This window comes from Pseudomonas sp. NFACC42-2, assembly GCF_900116055.1.
GTDB classification, from domain to species: domain Bacteria; phylum Pseudomonadota; class Gammaproteobacteria; order Pseudomonadales; family Pseudomonadaceae; genus Aquipseudomonas; species Aquipseudomonas marginalis.
The window spans coordinates 96,811-117,332 of record NZ_FOZO01000003.1 but is presented as its reverse complement, the minus strand read 5'-3'; the positions used below and the strand labels follow the sequence as shown (position 1 = coordinate 117,332).

19 protein-coding genes and 1 other RNA gene are annotated in these 20,522 nt (G+C 61.8%); 4 read left to right on the top strand and 16 right to left on the bottom strand.

Going from position 1 to position 20,522, the window contains the following annotated elements:
• Position 1: 1 nt before the first annotated feature.
• From BM416_RS07870 to rsmI, 14 genes are all read right to left on the bottom strand, one after another.
• Positions 2–958, bottom strand: a complete 957-nt coding sequence (locus BM416_RS07870; RefSeq protein ID WP_027604759.1) for a D-alanine--D-alanine ligase — start codon at positions 956–958, stop codon at positions 2–4.
• Positions 955–2,403 carry a UDP-N-acetylmuramate--L-alanine ligase gene (gene murC / locus BM416_RS07865; protein WP_027604760.1) on the bottom strand — a complete coding sequence of 483 codons (1,449 nt, stop codon included), beginning with the start codon at positions 2,401–2,403 and terminating at the stop codon, positions 955–957. Before murC ends, BM416_RS07870 begins: the two co-directional genes overlap by 4 nt.
• Positions 2,396–3,466, bottom strand: coding sequence for an undecaprenyldiphospho-muramoylpentapeptide beta-N-acetylglucosaminyltransferase (gene murG / locus BM416_RS07860; RefSeq protein ID WP_092487077.1), 1,071 nt, complete (start codon positions 3,464–3,466; stop codon positions 2,396–2,398). The genes murC and murG overlap by 8 nt, the downstream gene beginning before the upstream one ends.
• Positions 3,456–4,679 (bottom strand): putative lipid II flippase FtsW, encoded by a 1,224-nt coding sequence (ftsW, locus tag BM416_RS07855; RefSeq protein WP_092487074.1) that lies wholly within the window; start codon positions 4,677–4,679, stop codon positions 3,456–3,458. The genes murG and ftsW overlap by 11 nt, the downstream gene beginning before the upstream one ends.
• Positions 4,676–6,022, bottom strand: coding sequence for a UDP-N-acetylmuramoyl-L-alanine--D-glutamate ligase (gene murD, locus BM416_RS07850; protein ID WP_092487071.1), 1,347 nt, complete (start codon positions 6,020–6,022; stop codon positions 4,676–4,678). Before murD ends, ftsW begins: the two co-directional genes overlap by 4 nt.
• A gap of 6 nt (positions 6,023–6,028) precedes the next feature.
• Positions 6,029–7,111: a phospho-N-acetylmuramoyl-pentapeptide-transferase gene (mraY, locus tag BM416_RS07845; protein WP_003171875.1), complete on the bottom strand. Its 1,083-nt coding sequence runs from the start codon at positions 7,109–7,111 to the stop codon at positions 6,029–6,031.
• A complete protein-coding gene (murF, locus tag BM416_RS07840; protein WP_092487068.1) occupies positions 7,111–8,481 on the bottom strand; it encodes a UDP-N-acetylmuramoyl-tripeptide--D-alanyl-D-alanine ligase in 1,371 nt (456 codons plus the stop codon). Before murF ends, mraY begins: the two co-directional genes overlap by 1 nt.
• Entirely contained in the window at positions 8,474–9,937 is a 1,464-nt protein-coding gene (locus BM416_RS07835) for a UDP-N-acetylmuramoyl-L-alanyl-D-glutamate--2,6-diaminopimelate ligase (RefSeq protein WP_065938557.1), read from the bottom strand. The genes murF and BM416_RS07835 overlap by 8 nt, the downstream gene beginning before the upstream one ends.
• Entirely contained in the window at positions 9,937–11,679 is a 1,743-nt protein-coding gene (locus tag BM416_RS07830) for a peptidoglycan D,D-transpeptidase FtsI family protein (protein WP_162844256.1), read from the bottom strand. The genes BM416_RS07835 and BM416_RS07830 overlap by 1 nt, the downstream gene beginning before the upstream one ends.
• Positions 11,679–11,972 carry a cell division protein FtsL gene (ftsL, locus tag BM416_RS07825; protein WP_003216203.1) on the bottom strand — a complete coding sequence of 98 codons (294 nt, stop codon included), beginning with the start codon at positions 11,970–11,972 and terminating at the stop codon, positions 11,679–11,681. The genes BM416_RS07830 and ftsL overlap by 1 nt, the downstream gene beginning before the upstream one ends.
• The gene (gene rsmH, locus BM416_RS07820; RefSeq protein ID WP_010213048.1) at positions 11,969–12,916 is read right to left on the bottom strand and encodes a 16S rRNA (cytosine(1402)-N(4))-methyltransferase RsmH; all 948 of its coding nucleotides are present in this window, start codon (positions 12,914–12,916) and stop codon (positions 11,969–11,971) included. The genes ftsL and rsmH overlap by 4 nt, the downstream gene beginning before the upstream one ends.
• Positions 12,913–13,368, bottom strand: coding sequence for a division/cell wall cluster transcriptional repressor MraZ (mraZ, locus tag BM416_RS07815; RefSeq protein ID WP_003171868.1), 456 nt, complete (start codon positions 13,366–13,368; stop codon positions 12,913–12,915). The genes rsmH and mraZ overlap by 4 nt, the downstream gene beginning before the upstream one ends.
• A gap of 354 nt (positions 13,369–13,722) precedes the next feature.
• Positions 13,723–14,076, bottom strand: an RNA gene (gene rnpB, locus BM416_RS07810) — RNase P RNA component class A.
• Positions 14,077–14,172: 96 nt separating this feature from the next.
• Positions 14,173–15,045 carry a 16S rRNA (cytidine(1402)-2'-O)-methyltransferase gene (rsmI, locus tag BM416_RS07805; protein WP_027604767.1) on the bottom strand — a complete coding sequence of 291 codons (873 nt, stop codon included), beginning with the start codon at positions 15,043–15,045 and terminating at the stop codon, positions 14,173–14,175.
• Between the two features lie 209 nt (positions 15,046–15,254).
• Between rsmI and BM416_RS07800 the strand changes: the two genes are divergently transcribed.
• The 4 genes from BM416_RS07800 (at position 15,255) to BM416_RS07785 (ending at position 18,701) form a co-directional block, all read left to right on the top strand.
• The gene (locus BM416_RS07800; protein ID WP_092487065.1) at positions 15,255–17,066 is read left to right on the top strand and encodes a penicillin-binding protein activator; all 1,812 of its coding nucleotides are present in this window, start codon (positions 15,255–15,257) and stop codon (positions 17,064–17,066) included.
• A complete protein-coding gene (locus BM416_RS07795) occupies positions 17,066–17,437 on the top strand; it encodes a YraN family protein (RefSeq protein WP_065924262.1) in 372 nt (123 codons plus the stop codon). Before BM416_RS07800 ends, BM416_RS07795 begins: the two co-directional genes overlap by 1 nt.
• 92 nt (positions 17,438–17,529) lie before the next feature.
• Entirely contained in the window at positions 17,530–18,123 is a 594-nt protein-coding gene (locus BM416_RS07790; RefSeq protein ID WP_007904374.1) for a phosphoheptose isomerase, read from the top strand.
• On the top strand, positions 18,120–18,701 hold the full coding sequence (locus BM416_RS07785) for a BON domain-containing protein (RefSeq protein WP_027604770.1): 582 nt from the start codon (positions 18,120–18,122) through the stop codon (positions 18,699–18,701). The genes BM416_RS07790 and BM416_RS07785 overlap by 4 nt, the downstream gene beginning before the upstream one ends.
• Positions 18,702–18,769: 68 nt before the next feature.
• Here BM416_RS07785 and BM416_RS07780 read toward each other — a convergent pair whose 3' ends face one another.
• Positions 18,770–19,543 carry a YiaD family glycine zipper/OmpA-like lipoprotein gene (locus tag BM416_RS07780; RefSeq protein WP_027604771.1) on the bottom strand — a complete coding sequence of 258 codons (774 nt, stop codon included), beginning with the start codon at positions 19,541–19,543 and terminating at the stop codon, positions 18,770–18,772.
• Positions 19,544–19,757: 214 nt separating this feature from the next.
• Positions 19,758–20,402 (bottom strand): MBL fold metallo-hydrolase, encoded by a 645-nt coding sequence (locus BM416_RS07775; RefSeq protein WP_092356165.1) that lies wholly within the window; start codon positions 20,400–20,402, stop codon positions 19,758–19,760.
• Positions 20,403–20,522: the final 120 nt, after the last annotated feature.

The window sequence follows — 20,522 nt, the reverse complement described above, 5'->3', positions numbered from 1 at the left end:
CTTAGCCTCTTGGCTCGATGCTGGCGGCCAGAATCGCCAGCACCAATTGCTGGAAATCCAGGCCGGCTGCGCGAGCGGCCATCGGTACCAGGCTGTGGTCGGTCATGCCCGGTGCGGTGTTGACTTCCAGGAACCAGAAATTCCCTTGGTCATCCTGCATCACGTCTGCCCGTGCCCAACCGGCAATACCCAACGCCTCACAGGCTTTCGCCGTGAGGTCCATCAATTCCTGTTCTTTGGTTGCGTCAAGGCCGCACGGGATCCGGTACTGGGTATCGGAGGCCAGGTACTTGGCGTCGTAGTCGTAAAAGGTGTGGGGCGTGCCCAATGCGATGGGCGGCAATACCTGGCCACGCAGGGTGGCGATGGTGTACTCGGGACCCTGGATCCACTGTTCCACCAACACTTGCGAATCGTAGGTACTTGCCGCTTTCCATGCGTCGATCAATTCGGCGGCCGAGTTCACTTTAGCCATGCCGATACTGGAGCCTTCATGGGCAGGTTTGACGATCAAAGGCAGGCCCAGTTCCTTGGCTGCAGAAATACAATCGTCTTCGCTGCACAGAACGCTGTGACGCGGGGTCGGAATACCCAGGCTGTGCCACACCTGCTTGGTGCGCAACTTGTCCATGGCCAGTGCCGAAGCGAGGATGCCGCTGCCGGTGTAAGGGATACCGGCACACTCCAACAGGCCCTGCATGCTGCCGTCTTCACCGCCACGACCGTGCAGGATGATGAAGGCACGGTCGATCTTCTCGGCCTGCAGGCGGGCGAGGAAGTCATCGCCCACGTCGATCCCGAACGCATTCACGCCGGCACTTTGCAGCGCATCGAGCACGGCGTTGCCGGACTTGAGCGACACTTCGCGCTCGGCGCTCTTGCCGCCGAACAGCACGGCCACGCGGCCGAAGTCGGCTGGCGCGATTGTCGAAAACAGGGAGCCGTAGTCAGCAGTCATTTCGACGCCCCCTTCTTGGCGGCCGCAAACAGCGGGCTCGCCAGCAACTTAGGCGCAAGGCCGCCGATATCACCGGCGCCCTGGCACAGCAGGATGTCGCCGGCGCGCAGCAGCGGCTTGACGATCGGCGCCAGGTCCACACCGCGCTCGATGTAGATCGGGTCCAACTGGCCGCGCTGGCGGATGCTGTTGCACAGCTTGCGGCTGTCGGCGCCGGGGATCGGTTCTTCACCGGCCGGGTAGACTTCCATCAGCAGCAGCACATTGGCATCGGCCAATACATTGACGAAATCGTCGTACAAGTCACGGGTGCGGCTGTAGCGGTGCGGCTGGTAGACCATCACCAGGCGACGCTCCGGCCAGCCACCGCGCACGGCCTTGATCACCGCGGCAACTTCGGTCGGGTGGTGACCATAGTCATCCACCAGCATCACGTCACCGCCTTCCACCGGCAGTTGGCCGTAGACCTGGAAGCGTCGACCGACACCGGCAAAGCGCGACAGGCCCTCGACGATGGCTTCATCGCTGACGCCCTCGTCGGAGGCGATGCAGATGGTCGCCAGGGAATTCAATACGTTGTGGTTGCCCGGCATGTTCACCGACACATCCAGCGGCTCACGGTCTGGACGCAGCACGGTGAAGTAGGTCTGCATGCCTTCCTGGCGCACATTGATGGCGCGCACATCGGCGTCTTCGCTGAAGCCGTAGGTCACGGTCGGACGCTTGACCTGGGGCAGGATTTCGCGCACCACCGGGTCGTCCAGGCAGAGCACGGCCAGACCGTAGAACGGCAGGTTGTGCAGGAACTCGACGAAGGTTTTCTTCAACTTGTTGAAGTCACCGTCGTAGGTGGCCATGTGATCTTCGTCGATGTTGGTGACCACAGCGACCAGCGGTTGCAGGTGCAGGAAACTGGCGTCGCTTTCATCGGCTTCGGCGATCAGGTAGCGGCTGGTGCCGAGCTGGGCATTGGTACCGGCTGCATTCAGGCGGCCACCGATGACGAAGGTCGGGTCCAGGCCACCGGCGGCGAACACCGAGGCGATCAGGCTGGTGGTGGTGGTCTTGCCATGGGTACCGGCGACGGCGATGCCGTGGCGATAGCGCATCAGCTCGGCGAGCATCTCGGCGCGGGGCACCACGGGAATGCGGCGCTCGAGGGCGGTGGCCACTTCCGGGTTGGAGGTGTTCACGGCGCTGGACACCACCAGCACGTCAGCCTCGGCAGCGTTCTCGGCGCGGTGACCGATAAAGATCTGCGCGCCAAAGGACTTCAGGCGCTCGGTGACCGGCGACTCTTTCAAATCCGAGCCGGACACCTGGTAGCCCAGGTTCAGCAACACTTCGGCGATGCCGCACATGCCCACGCCGCCGATACCGACGAAGTGGATGCGACGGATGCGGCGCATTTCCGGTTGTGGCATGGCTTTCTGATTCTCAACCATGGGCCACCTCCAGGCAGATATCGACCACGGTGCGGGTTGCGTCAGGTTTGGCCAGGCGGCTTGCGGTGCTCGCCATGTTGTTGAGTCGTTCCGGTTGCATCAAAACCTCGGTCAGGCGTGCGGCCAAATCGGCGGCGCCAGTCGTTCTTTGCGGCAGCAGGAAGGCAGCGCCCTCCCCGGCCAAATATTCGGCGTTGCGGGTCTGGTGATCGTCGATGGCGTGGGGCAAGGGCACCAGCAAGGACGGCAGACCGGCAGCAGCCAGTTCACTGACGGTCAGCGCACCCGCGCGACAGACCACCAGGTCGGCCCAGCCATAGGCATGGGCCATGTCTTTGATAAAGGGCTGCACATTGGCCGCCACACCGGCGTCGCGATAACGCGTGGCGGTGACTTCATCGTGGTTCTTGCCGGCCTGGTGGAAGATCTCCGGGCGCAATTCCACAGGGAGTTGCGCCACGGCTTCCGGCAGCAATTTGTTCAGCGGCTCGGCGCCCAGGCTTCCGCCCAGGATCAGCAGGTGCGCCTTGCGCCCCGCCAGTGCTTCGCGGGCGATGTCCATAAACAGCTCGGTGCGCACCGGGTTGCCGGTGGTACGGCGCTTATCCGACATACTGAAGGTGTTGGGGAACGCCTCGCACACCCGCGCAGCCAGCGGCACCAGCAAACGGTTGGCGGTACCCGCCACGGCGTTCTGCTCGTGCACGATCACCGGCACGCCGGCAAGTCTGGCGGCGACGCCACCGGGGCCGGTCACATAACCACCGAAGCCGAGCACACACACCGGCTGCAGTTCACGGATGACCTTGCGCGCCTGCCACACCGCCTTGAGCAACACGAACGGGGCCTTGAGCAGGGACAACTTGCCCTTGCCGCGCAGGCCCGTGACGTTGATCAGGTGCAACGGCAAGCCCGCATTCGGCACCAACTCGTTTTCGATGCCGCGCGGTGTACCCAGCCAGTGCACGGTATAGCCACGGTTCTGGAATTCCCGCGCGCACGCCAGGGCCGGGAACACATGGCCCCCGGTGCCGCCGGCCATGATCAGCACGTTAGCGCCCATGGGTCGGCTCCTCGGCGAAGTCGCTTTCGCTGAACTCCATCTCTTCGCTGCCCAGATGGGTTCGACTCTCCCACTCGATGCGCAGCAACAAGCCAAGACAGGCGCAGCAGATCACCAACGAACTGCCGCCATAGCTGAGGAACGGCAAGGTCAGGCCCTTGGTCGGCAGCAGGCCGACGTTCACCCCGATGTTGATCAGGAACTGGCCGATCCACAGGAACGACAAGCCGTAGGCCACGTAGGCGGCGAAATACTGTTTGGCCCTCTCGGCCCACAGGCCGATGTACATGCCCCGTACACACACGAACACGAACAGGGCGACGGTGCACAGCGAGCCGACCACGCCGAGTTCTTCGGCGAGTACGGAGAACACGAAGTCGGTGTGCGCTTCCGGCAGGTAGAACTGCTTCTGCACGCTGTTGCCCAGGCCCACGCCCAGCCATTCGCCGCGACCGAAGGCGATCAAGGCCTGGGTCAATTGGTAGCCGGAACCGAACTGGTCGGACCAGGGGTCGGTAAAGGTGATCAGACGCGCCATCCGGTACGGTTGCGCCTGTACCAGGATGGTCACCGCCGCCACCGCCAGCACCACCATCAAGCTGAAGCGGAACAAGCCCACGCCGCCGAGGAACAGCATCGCCGCCGCCGCGCCCATCATCACCACGGTGGCGCCGAAGTCAGGCTCCATCAGCAACAGGCCGGCCATGGGCAGCAGCACGATAAATGGCTTGAAGAAGCCCATCCAGCTTTCGCGCACTTCCTTCTGGCGACGCACCAGGTAACCGGCCAGGTAGATCACCACGAACACCTTGGCGATTTCCGACGGTTGCACGTTGAACGCACCGAAGCCGATCCAGCGCATCGAGCCGTTCACCTCGCGGCCGATGCCGGGCAGGATCACCATGATCAGCAAGCCGAAGGCGCCGATCAGCATCAGCCAACCCAGGCGCTGCCAGGTAGCGATGGGAATCATCATGGTGACGATGCACGCGCCCAGGCCGATGATCAGGTACACCAGGTGACGGATCATCATGTACAGGGTATTGCCCGACTGCACGGCGGCCACTTCGGAAGAAGCCGAGGTGATCATCACCAGGCCCAGGCCCAGCAGCGCGAGGCAACCGGCGAGCATCGGGAAATCAAGGTCGATGCCGCGCCCGGTGATGATCGGCGACGGGTACGGCTTGATGATGTTTCTGAAATCGATGCTCATGCCAAGCCCTCCACGGCGCGGGCGAACAACTGGCCGCGCTCTTCGTAGTTCTTGAACATGTCGAAACTGGCGCACGCCGGCGACAGCAGTACCGCATCGCCTGGTTGGGCCAGGGCTTGGCACTGGGCAATAGCGTCGTCCAGGGAGGTGGCACGCACCTGTGGCACGGCATCGCCAAGCGCGGCGGCGATCAAATCGGCGTCGCGGCCCATCAACACCACGGCGCGGCAATGGGCAGCCACCGGTGCCTTGAGGTCTTTGAAATCGGCACCCTTGCCGTCGCCACCGGCGATCAGCACCAGTTTGCCTTCGATATCGGCGCCCAGGCCTTCGATGGCGGCCAATGCGGCCCCCACGTTGGTGGCCTTGGAGTCGTTGTAGTAACTGACACCATTAAGGTCGCGGACCCACTGGCAGCGATGTTCAAGGCCGCCGAAGGTGCGCAGGCTCGACAGCATGGCGTCGAACGGCAAGCCCACGGCGTGCCCCAACGCCAACGCGGCCAAGGCGTTGGACTGGTTATGGGCGCCACGGATTTTCAGCTCGCGCACCGGCATCAGGTTCTGGAATTCGAAGGCCAGGTATTTCTCGCCATTCTCTTCACGAATGCCGAAGGCCTTGAAGTCGGGTTTGCCCAGGCCGAAGGTCCAGCACGGCATGCCCTCGCCCACCAGCGGACGGCTCAGCGCATCCTGGCGATTGACCACAAATTGCCTGGCACCGCGGAAGATCCGGTGCTTGGCCAGGTGGTACGCCGGCAGGCCGCTGTAGCGGTCCATGTGGTCTTCGCTGACGTTCAACACGGTGGCCACTTCAGCACCCAGGTCGTGGGTGGTTTCCAGCTGGAAGCTCGACAGTTCCATCACGTACAGCTCGACGTCGTCGCTGAGCAGGTCCAGCGCCGGCGTGCCGAGGTTACCGCCCACGGCCACGCGCTTGCCGGCCGCCATCGCCATCTCGCCGACCAGGGTGGTCACGGTGCTTTTCGCGTTGGAACCGCTGATGGCCACGATCGGCGCCTTCGCATTGCGTGCAAACAGGTCGATATCGCCGGACAGCTTCACGCCACGGGCCGCTGCGGCTTGCAGGGCCGGTGTCGCCAGGGCCAGGCCGGGGCTCACGTAGAGCTCATCGGCGCGGCACAGAAACTCGACATCCAGCTCGCCACAACGCACTTCCACGTGCGGGTAGTCACGGCGCAGCGTGACCAGCTCCGGTGGATTTTCCCGCGTATCGGCCACGGCAAACGACGTGCCCCGGTTCGCCAGGAAGCGAACCAGGGACATGCCGCTCTTGCCGAGGCCGACAACGATGCGGAAGTGGTCTGAAGCGATCAGGGACACTCGTTTCTACCTCAGTTTCAGGGTGGCAAGGCCGACCAGGACCAGAATCACGGTGATGATCCAGAAACGGACAATCACACGCGGCTCAGGCCAGCCCTTGAGTTCAAAGTGGTGGTGAATCGGCGCCATGCGGAACACGCGGCGCCCGGTCAACTTGAAGGACGCCACCTGGATGACCACCGACAGGGTTTCCATCACGAACACACCGCCCATGATGAACAACACGATTTCCTGGCGAACGATCACCGCGATGGTGCCCAGGGCCGCGCCCAGCGCCAGTGCGCCGACGTCGCCCATGAAGACTTGTGCGGGGTAGGTGTTGAACCACAGGAACCCCAGGCCGGCACCGATCAAGGCGCCGCAGAACACGATCAGCTCACCCGCGCCCGGTACGTAGGGGATCAGCAGGTATTCAGCGAATTTCACGTTACCCGACAGGTAGCAGAAGATACCCAGGGCGCCGCCTACCATTACCGTAGGCATGATCGCCAGGCCGTCGAGGCCGTCGGTCAGGTTCACCGCGTTGCTGGAGCCGACGATCACGAAGTAGGTCAGCACCACGAAGCCGATGCCCAACGGGATGCTGGCGTCCTTGAGCATCGGGATGATCAAGGTGGTTTCCACCGCGCTTGGCGCCGTGGTGTAGAGGAAGATCGCGGCGGCCAGGCCGAACACCGACTGCCAGAAATACTTCCAGCGGCTTGGCAGCCCCTTGGAGTTTTTCTCGATCACTTTGCGGTAGTCATCGACCCAGCCGATGGCGCCGAACAGCAGGGTCACCAGCAGCACCACCCATACGTAGCGGTTGTGCAGGTCGGCCCACAGCAAGGTGCTGATACCGATGGACGACAGGATCAGCGCACCGCCCATGGTCGGGGTGCCGGACTTGGACAGGTGCGACTGCGGGCCGTCATTACGAACCGATTGACCAATTTGCAGGTTCTGCAGGGTGCGGATCATCCACGGCCCTAAAAACAGCGACAAAGACAGCGCGGTCAGCACACCCAGGATCCCGCGCAGGGTCAGGTACTGAAAGACCGCGAAGCCTTTGTGGAACTGTTGCAGATACTCAGCCAGCAGCAGCAGCATTAATGTTTCTCCGTACTTGAGCCACACAAGGCCGCGACGACGTTTTCCATCACCGCGCTGCGCGATCCCTTGATCAAAATGGTTGTGTGTTTGTCTTGTTCTGCCACGCCCAGTGCCTGGATCAACTCGGCCTGGGTAGCGAAATGTCGCGCACCGGGGCCGAAGGCAGCCACGGCATGGGCCATGTTCGGGCCGACGGCGTAGAGGGCGTCGACTTTGCCTGCGGCATACGCGCCGACTTCGCGATGACCTTGTTCAGCCCAGTCGCCCAACTCGCCGATATCGCCCAACACCAGCACCTTGCGCCCATCGAAGCCTTTGAGCAGGTCGACAGCGGCGTTGACGGACGATGGATTGGCGTTATAGGTGTCATCGATCACACGCATGCCGTTGCTCGCCAGTTGCGCAACAGTGCGGCCCTTGACCGGCTGCACCGCGCCCAGGCCCGTAGCGATACCGAACAGCGACACGCCCAAGGCGCCAGCCGCAGCCGCAGCGGCCAGGGCATTGGCGACGTTATGGTTGCCGAGCAAATTCAGTTGCACGTGCTCGCTACCTTGCGGGGTATGCAACGTGAACGACGGGCAGCCACGAGCATCGACGGTGATGTCGGAGGCATGGAAATCAGCCGCGGCGTTAAGCACGGCAAACGTCAGGACCTTGCGACCGGCGGCGCGTACACGCCAGGTCTCGAAGGCCTTGTCGTCCAGGTTCAAGACTGCAGTGCCCGATGCAGCGAGACCCTCAAGGATCTCGCCCTTGGCCTCGACGATTTTTTCCGGGCCGCCGAACTCGCCGACGTGGGCCGTACCGGCGTTATTGATAATGGCGACGTGGGGCTTGGTCAGCGCCACGGTGTAGGCGATTTCGCCGATGCGCGATGCACCCAGCTCGATCACTGCCGCCGTGTGTTCCGGGGCGAGTTCGAGCAGGGTCAGCGGAGCGCCGAAATCATTGTTCAGGTTGCCACGGGTGGCCAGCACGGGGCCGCGCGTACGCAGGATACCGGCAAGCAGTTCCTTGACCGTGGTCTTGCCGCTGGAGCCGGTGATGGCGGCAACGGGCTTGTCGAAGGCGGCGCGGTTGAGCGCCCCCAATTGACCGAGGGCCAGACGGGTATCGGCGACCAGCAGTTGCGGCAAGATGGAATCAGCCACTTCGCGCTGCACCAAGGCACCTGCGGCGCCTTTGGCGGCGACTTCGTTCAGGTAGTCGTGACCGTCGAAACGCGGACCGGCCAGGGCGACAAACAGTTGCCCCGGCTGGATCGCGCGGCTGTCGATGCTCACACCGCTGAAGCTGCAATCGCTCGACAGTACGCGGCCCGACAGGGCCTGGGTCAGTTCGCTGAACGTCATCGCCTTAAGCATGGGCAACCTCCCAGGCGGTCAAGGCATGATCGGCCTCGACCAGATCGGAGAAGGCATGACGCTCGCCGTTGATTTCCTGGTAATCCTCGTGGCCCTTACCGGCCAGCACAACCACATCGTCAGCGCTGGCGCTGGCGATCAACTGGGCGATTGCCGCGCCGCGACCGGCGACGAAGGTGGCCTTGGATGCGTCTTTGAAGCCGGTGCGAATGTCATCGAAAATCCGGCTTGGGTCTTCGCTGCGCGGGTTGTCGTCGGTGACGAGCACACCATCGGCCAGACGTTCGACGATCTCGGCCATCAACGGCCGCTTGCCGCGATCACGATCACCGCCACAGCCGAACAGGCAGAGCAACTTGCCCTTGGCGTGAGGGCGCAAGGCTTCGAGGACTTTTTCCAGCGCATCCGGGGTATGGGCGTAGTCAACCACCACCAGCGGCTGCGTACCGCCACCCAGGCGCTGCATGCGACCGGCCGGGCCTTCGAGCTTCGGCAGCACCTTGAGAATCTCGTCCAGTGCGTAATCCAGGCCGAGCAGCGCGCCGATGGCGGCAAGTACATTACTCAGGTTGAAACGCCCGAGCAGGCTGCTGCGCAAGTGGTGCTCGCCCTGAGGCGTGACCAGTGTGGCGCGCACGCCTTCGTCATTGAATTGGGCTTCGCGGCAATACAGGTACGCGCCGGCGTCTTCCAGGCTGTAGGTGATCAGGCGCGCTTCGCTGTCTTGGGCCGCCAGTTGGCGACCAAAAGCGTCGTCCAGGTTGATCACCCGGCACTTAAGGTCATTCCAGGCAAACAGCTTGGCCTTGGCGGCGGCGTACGCCTCCATGGTGCCGTGATAATCCAGGTGATCGCGGGACAGGTTGGTCATCACTGCCACATCAAAGGCCAGGGCGGTGACGCGGCCCTGGTCCAGACCGTGGGACGACACTTCCATGGCAATCGCCTTGGCACCGGCCTTTTTCAGGTCGGCCAGGGTCGCTTGCACGGCGATGGGGTTCGGCGTGGTGTGCAGGCCGCTTTGCAGCGCGCCATAAAAACCGGTGCCCAGGGTGCCGACGATGCCGCAGTGCTGGCCCAGCAGGTCAAGGGCCTGGGCGACCAATTGGGTCACGCTGGTCTTGCCGTTGGTGCCCGTCACGCCCACCAGATTGAGGTGGCGGCTCGGGTCGCCGTAAAAACGCCCGGCAATATCGGACAGTTGCTTGGCCAGCCCCTTGACCGGGATCAGCGGCACGTCGGTGATCGGCAGCACCGTGGCGCCTTCGACTTCATAGGCCACGGCAGCCGCGCCGCGCTGCAGCGCGTCGGCGATGTGCGCACGGCCATCGAACTTGCCGCCCGGCACTGCCAGGAACAGGTCGCCAGCGCGCACGTTACGACTGTCCAGGGTCAACTCGCGAATCAGCAGATCGCGGCCGGCGTGGGCAAAAATCTTGTTCAGGCTAAGAGACATCAGCCGCGCCCTCCATTGGCTTTTACTGCAGCGGCCGGTGGTCCGGCATTCGCTTGTTGGGTCGGCGGCAGGTTATCCGGGGTGATGTTCATCAGGCGCAGGGTGCCGGACATCACTTTGCTGAACACCGGCGCCGATACCAGGCCACCGAAGTAACCGGCCTTGCTCGGCTCATCGATCACAACGACGATGGCGTAGCGTGGATCGCTCATCGGACCGAAGCCGGCGAACAGCGAGCGGTAGGAGTTTTCGGCGTAGCCCTTGGTGCCGACCGACGTCTTACGTGCGGTACCGGACTTGCCGGCCACGTGATACGCCGGCACCTGGGCACGGAATACGCCGCGCGGTGCCTCGATCACTTGTTGCAGCATGCCCTGCATGGTCTTGGCGACGTTTTCCGGGATCACCTGGGTGGCTTTCGGCGCTTCGTCGACGTGGATCAGGCTCAGCGGCACCATGCGTCCGTTATTGGCCAGCACGGAGAAGGCATGGGCCAGCTGGATGGCGGTCACCGACAGGCCGTAGCCGTAGGAAAGCGTGGCGGTCTCGGCTTTTTTCCAGTCGCGGTAGTTGGGCAGGTTGCCAACGCGCTCACCCGGGAAATCCAGGCCGGTGGGTTGCCCCAGGCCGATCTTCTGCGCCAGGTGGTAGATGGTTTCACCACCGATATCGAAGGCGACCTTACTCATGCCCACGTTACTGGAGTTGATCAGGATACCTGTCAAATCCAGCACCGGACCTTCAGTACGGGACACGTCACGAATGGTGTATTTACCCAGTTGCAAGGTACCCGGATACACCTCGACCTTGTCGCTGGGTTTCCAGCGTCCGGTTTCCAGGGCGGCACTCATGGAGATGGCTTTCATGGTCGAGCCCGGCTCGAACACGTCGATCATCGCGCGGTTACGCATCATCGCCGGTTGCAGGTTGCGTCGGTTGTTCGGGTTGTAGGTCGGTTGGTTGACCATGGCGAGGATCTCGCCGGTCTTCACGTCCATGATCACCAGGCTGCCGGCCTTGGCGCCGTTCTCGATGATCGCGTTACGCAGCTCACGGTTGGCCAAATATTGCAGGCGCAGGTCAATCGACAACGCCAAGGGCTTTCCGGCCTTGGCGTTTTTGGTGACTTGGACATCCTTGATCAACCTGCCGCGCCGATCCTTGATGACCTGTCGTTTTCCCGGTACCCCGGCCAGCCATTCATCGTAGGCGAGTTCCACACCTTCACGACCATGATCGTCAATGTCGGTAAAGCCGACCATATGGGCAGTGGTTTCACCGGCCGGGTAGAAACGACGGAACTCCTCGATGCCGTAGACACCGGGGACTTTAAGGTCGAGCACCTGCTGGCCTTGTTCGGGGGTAAGGCCGCGAACGAGGTAGATAAATTCTTTATTTGCCTGGGCCTCGAGGCGCTCAGCCAAGGCTTTCGGATCCTGGCCCAGGGCGGCAGCCAGCTGCGGCCACTTGTCCTTGGCAACCTGCAATTCCTTGGCGTTGGCCCACAGGGTGGTCACCGGCGTACTCACCGCCAACGGCTCGCCGTTACGGTCAGTGATCAGGCCACGGTGCGCAGGGATCTGGATATGACGCAGGCTACGGGCATCGCCCTGGCCGATCAGGAAGTCACGGTCGACCACTTGCAGGTCGATGATCCGCCAGGCAATCGCACCCACCATCAATGCCAGCAAGCCGAGCATCAGGCGGAAGCGCCATGGGTAGAGTGCGCCTTCGAGTTTCATCATGGCGCCACCATGCGCACTTCGGCCGCACCCGGGATGTGCATTTTCAGCTGTTCGGTGGCCAGCACTTCGATACGGCTATGGGCCGTCCAGGTGCTTTGCTCGAGGATCAAACGGCCCCACTCCGCCTGCGCCTTGTCACGCACGCTCAATTCCCCATAGAGGGTATTGAGCAGTTGGCGGTTGTAATGGGCGCTGTAGGACACCGCAATTGCGGACACCAGCACGCCGACAAACAGCAGCAACATAAAGAAGCTGCCGCCCGGGAGGGGCTTGGCGAAAAGCTTGCTCACCGCAGCTTCTCCGCGACGCGCATGACGGCGCTACGGGAACGTGGGTTGGCCTTGAGTTCGGCTTCGGAAGCGAACTGCGCTTTGCCATGGATTTTGATTTTCGGCACAAAGGCCTCGAAACGTACCGGCAGGTTGCGCGGCAGGTTGTCGGACTCGCCCTTGACCAGGCGGCGCATGAACAGCTTGACGATACGGTCTTCCAGGGAATGGAAGCTGATCACCACCAGGCGCCCCCCCACTTCCAGCGCCTCGAGGGCAGCCTCGAGGCCAGCCTCCAGGTCGCCCAATTCGTTGTTGACGTGGATACGCAGGCCCTGGAACGCGCGGGTCGCCGGGTTCTTGCCCTTTTCCCACGCGGGGTTGGCGACTTTCAGCACTTCGGCCAGGTCGGCGGTGCGCTCGAACGGCTGGATTTCGCGACGCTCCACCACGGCCCGGGCCATGCGGCCGGCGAAGCGCTCTTCACCGTATTCCTTGAACACACGGGCGATTTCTTCCACCGGCGCAGTGGCAATGAACTGCGCGGCACTGACGCCACGGGTAGGATCCATGCGCATGTCGAGGGGGCCGTCGTTCATGAAGCTGAAGCCGCGCTCCGGGTCATCGAGCTGCGGCGAAGACACGCCCAGGTCGAGCAAAACCCCGGCCACCTTGCCCGCCATGCCGCGCTCGGCGACTTCGGCACCGAGTTCGGCAAAGCTGCGCTGCACAACGACAAAGCGGCCGTCTTCGGCCGCTAGCGCTTGCCCGGTGGCAATCGCTTGGGGGTCTTTGTCGAACCCGAGGAGCTTGCCGTCGGGCCCGAGCTGGCTGAGGATCAACCGGCTATGCCCGCCCCTGCCAAAGGTACCGTCCAGATAGCAGCCATCCGCGCGTACGGCGAGAGCCTCAACGGCTTCGTCAAGCAGTACGGTGATGTGGTTAAAGCCGCTATCAATAGTCACAGGATCAAATCACGCAGTTCATCAGGCATGGCGCCCGGTTGTTGAATAGCAGCCAGGTCAGCTGCAGAAACAGCATCCCAGGCATCTTCGTCCCACAATTGGAACTTGTTCAGTTGGCCGACCAGCATCGCGCGCTTATCCAGCTTGGCGTACTCGCGCAAGCGCGGGGGCACCAGGAAACGACCACTGCCATCGAGTTCGAGGTCGACGGCATTACCAATCAGCAAACGCTGCAGACGGCGGTTTTCTTCACGCAATGAAGGCAAGGCACGCAACTTGGTCTCAATCAACTCCCACTCATCGAGGGGGTAAACACATAAACAAGGGTCAACGGCATCGATTGTGATGATCAACTGTCCGGAACTTCGCGAAATCAGCTCGTCACGATACCGGCTCGGCATGGCGAGACGGCCTTTTGCATCGAGACTGATAGCGTTAGCTCCGCGAAACACAGATGCGTTTCTCCAAATTTTAGCGTTTTACGTTCAAAAAACCCACTTTGTGCCACTTTCCGCCACTTGCGCACACTATAGGAATGCGCCCACCACACCGTCAAGGCGCGGATTCAAGGAAAAGCCTTACAGATCGGAGATTTAGGAGCGTAAAAGGAGGAGAAACCAGAGTTCGGCGGTGTTTTTGGCTCGACAAGCACAAATAGCTCAAAGAGCTACAGATCAAAGTTAAAGTGATTTATTAAGAGTAAGATTTTTTTGGTATTACGAAGATGCATCTGCCAATGATTTGGCAGGGAGGGATTCTTGCGTTACTACCGGTTTTCTGCCCGAGGTTCGGACAAAAGGAAAAAGGTGGAGAGTCGATCTATAAGCCGGGTTCTGTCTTGAACAGTCATTCGTCTACGATGGCCATCACTGGACATCTTTAGCAACCTACCCGGTCCCAGCGCGGGCCACGCCTTGGGACCCTATTTGGTCTTGCTCCAAGTGGGGTTTACCTAGCCACGAACTGTTGCCAGTCGTGCGGTGCGCTCTTACCGCACCTTTTCACCCTTACCGGCACCGAAGTGCTTAGGCGGTTATTTTCTGTGGCACTTTCCGTAGGCTCACGCCTCCCAGGCATTACCTGGCACTTCGCCCTATGGAGCCCGGACTTTCCTCCCCCCCCTAATTTTCATAGAGGGCAGCGACTGTCCAATCGACTCTCCGCCGCGCAGGTTAACGGCACGACGGCCTCAGGACAAGTATTAAAAGTGCAGCATTGCCATCACGTTCGGACGGAATACCGGTTTACCCCCGGAACTATTCGGCTTTCTGTTTATCCAGCGCGACTTGATACAACACATTCTTGCGCACGCCGGTAATTTCCGCCGCCAACGCCGCGGCGCGCTTGAGGGGCATCTCCTTGAGCAGCAGGTCGAGGATACGCATGGCCTCGCTGCCGACGGCCTCTTCATTTTCCGGCGCGGTCCAGCCCGCCACCAACACCACACACTCGCCGCGCTGCTGATTACTGTCGCCCTCGACGAACGCGCGCAGCGCTTCCAGCGGCAGGCCCTTGAGGGTTTCGAAGGTTTTGGTCAACTCACGGGCCAGCAGAGCCAGGCGCTCGCCGCCGAACACCAGTTCCATATCCTGCAGGCATTCAAGAATACGATGAGGCGCTTCGTAGAAAATCAGGGTGCGCGGCTCTTCTTTCAATGCCTGTAGACGCGCACGACGCCCCACGGCCTTGGCCGGCAGGAAACCTTCGAAAATAAAACGGTCCGAGGGCAGGCCTGCCGCCGACAATGCAGCGATCAGCGCGCACGCTCCTGGAACAGGCACTACATTGATACCTGCGGCACGCGCCTGGCGGACCAGATGGTATCCAGGGTCGGAGATCAGCGGCGTACCCGCATCCGAGATCAGGGCCACATCGTCGCCCGCCAACAACCGCACGATAAAGCGACTGCCTTCTTCGCGCTCGTTATGCTCGTGACAAGCCGCCAATGGCGTGCTGATACCAAAATGCTGCATCAAACGCTGGGAGTGTCGAGTGTCTTCCGCCGCAATCAATTTAACCTCGCGCAACACTTTCAGCGCCCGGGCACTGATGTCGTCCAGGTTGCCAATGGGCGTCGCCACGACAAAAAGCGAGCCTGCAGTGGAATTCAAAGGACCTGGAGCAGTCAAAGCGCACACCTCGATGGTTGGCAAAAGCCATATTGTAGCGCGTAGGCGCCTTGAAAATATGCCATCGCGGCCGATGGCTTTTCAGCCGTGCGTGGCTGATCGCACCACTTGCACGACCTAAATCGACGGTTTCACGCCAGTAACATCGCGCCTGGGCCAGTGCTTGGGTACAATTCCACGCTAATTTGATCGGTATCAGGAACACTTACATGATCGCTTGCCTGCGGCTGCTCTCCGCCCTCTGCCTCGCTGCCTTACTGGCCGCTTGCGCCAGCTCGCCCTCGTCCAGCCTTGGCGACCTTCCACGGACCCCGGACGCCAGTATCGAGCAACTGCTCGAACAGGCTACCACCGCCAAGACGCCAGAAAAGGCCGCGTTGCTGCGCCTGAGTGCGGCAGACATGGCCTACCGCCAGAACAACCCTGGCCGCTCGTCGCAGATTCTTGCGCAAGTGTCCCTGGATGTCCTCAAGCCAGCCGCGCAAGTCTTTGCCAGCACCCTGGCTGCCGAATTGGCCATGACGCGCAACCAGCCCAAGGCCGCATTGACCGCCTTGAACCATCCGAGCCTGCAAAGCCTGAAGGAGCTGCCGACCGAACAGCAGATTCGCACCGGCAGCGTGCACGCCCGCGCTTATGAAGCCGATGGCCAGACCCTGGCCGCTGCTCGCGAGCGCGTCGCCATGGCGCCACTGCTCAGCGGCGATGCCGCCAAAAGCAATCACGAAGCCATCTGGACCTTGATTGCCGCACTGCCTGCAGAACAACTGCAAGCCAGCGGCAACCCGACCCTGGACGGCTGGATCACCCTGGCCCAAGCGGTCAAGGGCGCCGGTACGCTTGAGCAACAGCAGGCCGCTATCGACACCTGGCGCGCACAGAACCCGGGCCACCCGGCCGCCGTGCAACTGCCAACCCCGCTGACCAAGCTCAAGGAGCTGGCCAGCCAGCCCTTGAACAAGATCGCCCTGCTGCTGCCCCAGGAAGGCCCGCTGGCCTCCGTCGGCAAGGCCCTGCGCGAAGGTTTCATGGCGGCGCACTACCAGGCTGAACAAGCCGGGCAGAAGCCACCGGTCATCGAGTTCTATGACAGTTCGCGCCTGGCCTCCATCGACGACTTCTATGCCAAGGCCCAGGCTGCAGGCGTGCAATTGGTAGTTGGTCCGCTGGAGAAGCCATTGGTCAAACAGCTCAGCACGCGTCCTCAGCTCCCCATCACCACGCTGGCGTTGAACTACAGCGAGACCGATCAGGGCCCGGCGCAATTGTTCCAGTTCGGCCTGGCCGCTGAAGACGAAGCCCGCGAAGTGTCGCGCCGCGCCCGTGCCGATGGCCTGCACCGCGCCGCTGCCATGGTGCCCCGTGGCGAGTGGGGCGAGCGTGTCTACAAGGCCTTCCGCCAGGATTGGGAAGCCAACGGTGGCACGGTTGTCGGTGTCGAGTATGTCGACCAGCCGGTCGCCCTCGCCCAGCAAATTGCCGACCTGTTCCAACTGCGTAAAAGCGAAGGCCGCGCCAAGAGCCTGCAAAGCACAGTGGGCACAGACGTAGCGGCACAGCCGTCACGTCGCCAGGACATCGAGTTCATCTTCCTGGCCGTTACCCCGCAACTGGCCCAGCAGATCAAGCCGACCCTGAACTTCCAGTACGCCGGTGATGTGCCGGTGTACGCCACGTCCCACGTATTCAGCGCCAGCGGCGACAAGAACCAGTACCTGGACATGACCAACGTGATGTTCTGCGAAACCCCTTGGCTGCTCAACACCACCGACCCGCTGCGTAACCAGGTTGCCGCACAATGGCCGCAAGCCAATGGCAGCCTTGGCCGCCTGTATGCGATGGGCGTCGACGCCTACCGCCTGGCCCCGCGCCTGGGCCAGTTGAAGGCTCTGCCGGACACACGGATTGACGGCCTCTCGGGCAACCTGGGCATCAGCACCAACCAGCGCGTCGATCGCCAGATGCCATGGGCGAAGTTCGTCGGTGGCGAGATCCAGCGCCTGCCGGACACCCCGCGCTGATGCCGGAGCGGTCTACTGCACAAAGCGGCAAGGATGCCGAACTTCAAGCATTGAAACACTTGCAACAACAGGGTCTGCGCCTGCTGGCGCAGAACTGGTTGTGTAAACGCGGCGAGCTTGATCTGGTCATGCTTGACGGCGATACAGTAGTATTCGTCGAAGTCCGCTACAGAAAACACGCACAATGGGGTGGCGCGCTCGCCAGTATCGACGGGCGCAAGCGTCAGAAGCTGATACTCGCTGCGCAGTTTTTCCTGCAAGAAGAGCATCGCTGGGCCGACGCCCCCTGCCGTTTCGATGTGGTTGCCATGGAAAGCACCCCGTCTGGTCAGGTTGATCTGAACTGGCTGCAAAATGCCTTCGACAGCTGATTCACCGGACATCTTCACCACACACTTTTGCTCTTTGCTTTGCGGGCTGCACATTCCTGTGCCAAACAGCCGCGCTACTTAAGGTCACACAGATGGACATGCAATCCAGAATTCGCCAGCTTTTCCAGGCCAGCATCGACACCAAGCAACAGGCGATGGACGTACTTGCACCGCACATCGAGCAAGCCAGTCAGGTCATGGTCAATGCCTTGCTCAACGAAGGCAAAATGCTTTCGTGCGGCAACGGCGGTTCGGCCGGCGATGCCCAGCATTTTTCGTCCGAGCTGCTCAACCGCTTCGAACGTGAGCGCCCGAGCCTGCCGGCCATCGCATTGACCACCGATTCGTCGACGATCACCTCGATCGCCAACGACTACAGCTACAACGAAATCTTCTCCAAGCAGATCCGCGCCCTGGGCCAACCAGGCGATGTGCTGCTGGCGATCTCCACCAGCGGCAACTCGGCGAATATTATTCAAGCGATCCAGGCCGCACATGATCGCGAAATGATTGTCGTAGCATTGACCGGACGCGACGGCGGCGGCATGGCCTCGCTGCTGCTGCCCGAAGATGTGGAGATTCGCGTCCCGGCCAATGTCACCGCACGTATTCAGGAAGTCCACCTGCTGGCGATCCATTGCCTGTGCGATCTGATCGACAGCCAACTGTTTGGGAGTGAAGAATGACCGTTAACCGCCTCGGCCTTTTGGCCATTACGTTGTGCCTCGGCATCAGCGGCTGCAGCACGGCAATCACTGCGACACGTGACACCCCTATTCAGGATGACAAGGGCACCCGCACCTTCGGCAGCAAGATTGACGACTCGCTGATCGAAACCAAGGTCGAAGTCAACATTGCCAAAGCCGCCACGGACCTCGGCAACGGTGCTTCACGCATCGTCGTGACCAGCTTCAACGGCGTGGTACTGCTCGCCGGCCAAACGCCACGCGCCGACCTCAAGGCCCAGGCCGAACAGGCGGCCTCGGCCGTACAGCGGGTCAAGAAGGTCCACAACGAATTGCAGGTCATGGACCCGATCACCCTGCTGGCCATCAGCAACGATGCCCTGCTGACGACCAAGATCAAGGCACAGATGCTGACCGACAACGCGATTCCCGGCTCGCGGATCAAAGTGGTCACCGATAACGGCATCGTCTACCTGATGGGCCTGCTGACCCAGGCGGAAGCCACGCGCGCAGCCAACCTGGTGCAGGGCGTGTCCGGCGTGCAGAAGATCGTCAAGGTGTTCGAGTACATCGATTGATGTAAGCGCCAGCCATAAAAAAGGGCGCCATGCATTCACTGCATGGCGCCCTTTTTAGTGACCAGCGTTTATTGGTATTGCTGGTACGGATTGCCCTGGAACTGGTTGTTCTGCTGCGGCGCTTGCTGCTGCGCGCCAGGCTGGCCGTACTGCTGGCCGGGGATCGGGCCGAGGTTCACTTCTACGCGACGATTCTGCGCACGACCGTTCACGTCGGCGTTGCTGGCTATCGGGTTATCCGGGCCGGCACCGCGTGCGCTGAGGTTGGCACCATTGACGCCTTGGGACGTCAGGTAGTTGGCCACGCTCTGGGCACGGCGCTGGGACAGGTCCATGTTCAGTTGGCGGCTGCCGGTGCTGTCGGTGTAACCGACGATCTGGATGGTGTTCTGGTTGAACTGCTTGAGGGAGTTGGCCAGGTTGTTCAGCGGCTGGTAGAAGCTGCTGGAGATCGCGTCCGAGTTGGTGGCGAAGGTGATGTTACCCGGCATGATCAGCTTGATCTGGTCGCCCTGGCGCTGAACTTCAACCCCGGTATTGGCCATGCTCTCACGCAGTTTCTTTTCCTGCTGGTCGGCGTAGTAGCCGTAACCCGCGGCGCCGGCCCCCGCAACCACGGCACCGATCAGCGCGCCCTTGCCACGGTTGTTATGGTCGATGGCAGCACCCGCCAATGCACCGGCCAGGGCACCCAGGCCACCGTACTTGGCGGTCTTGCTCATACCGCTGGATTCATTATTCGCCTGTCCCTGGCTGCCACCGCCATAAGGATTAGGTGAAGCGCAGCCGGACAACAGGGCTACGGCGGTAGCGACAACAAGCAGACGACGCGGAGTGAACATGAAGGGAGCTCCTACTTTTGCATTCTGTGGTGCAAAGGACATTGGCAATGGGCCCGTGCCGAGTTTGGAACGCGACAAACGGTAAAAATTCCGTGGGCGCGCCCCGAGCTGTAACAAAACATTCGGGTCTTGCGTTGCTACAGAAACCGTAGCAGACACATGCTGAACGCGGCCTGAGTTTTTGCTACAGCGGATTGCCGTTCGAACCATTGCTTCACGCCCGCACAAACGGGTTCTCACGCATCTCGTCACCCAGGCGCGTGTCCGGGCCATGGCCGGTCACCACCGTCGCGCCCTCGTCCAGCGTGTAGAGCCGTTGCTTGATCGAACGCACGATCGTCGCCTGGTCCCCGCCCCACAAATCCGTACGTCCAACACCGCGCCGAAACAGCGTGTCCCCGGCAATCAGAAGCTTGGCGTCGGCAAACCAGAAGCTCATCGAGCCGGGCGTGTGCCCCGGTGTATGCAGCGCCACACCGCACCCACAGGCCAGCTCCTCATCATCGGCCAGCCAGCGATCCGGCGACGGCACCGGAGTGTAGGGCACACCAAACATCTGGCACTGCATCTCCAGGTTGTCCCAGAGAAACTGGTCTTCCTTGTGCAGGTGCAGGGTGGCACCGGTCTTTTCCTTCAATTGCCCCGAGGCCAGGAAGTGATCGAGATGGGCATGGGTGTGGATGATGCTCACCACTTTCAGGCCCAGGGCATCGAGGCGCGCCAGGATCAGTTCATGGTTGCCACCCGGGTCGACCACGATGGCCTTTTTGGTGATGGGGTCGCCAATGATCGTGCAGTTGCACTGCAACGGGCCGACCGGAAAGGTTTCGCGGATCAGCGCGGCTTTTTCAATATTCATCGATGCTCCTGCGGGCGCTATGGCATATTTCGCACAGTATGGTTGACGCGGTGCCAGACCTGAAGAGCAGCGACTGCTAAGCTTGCCCACGCCATCGAAAAACAACCCAGGCCCCCGCCA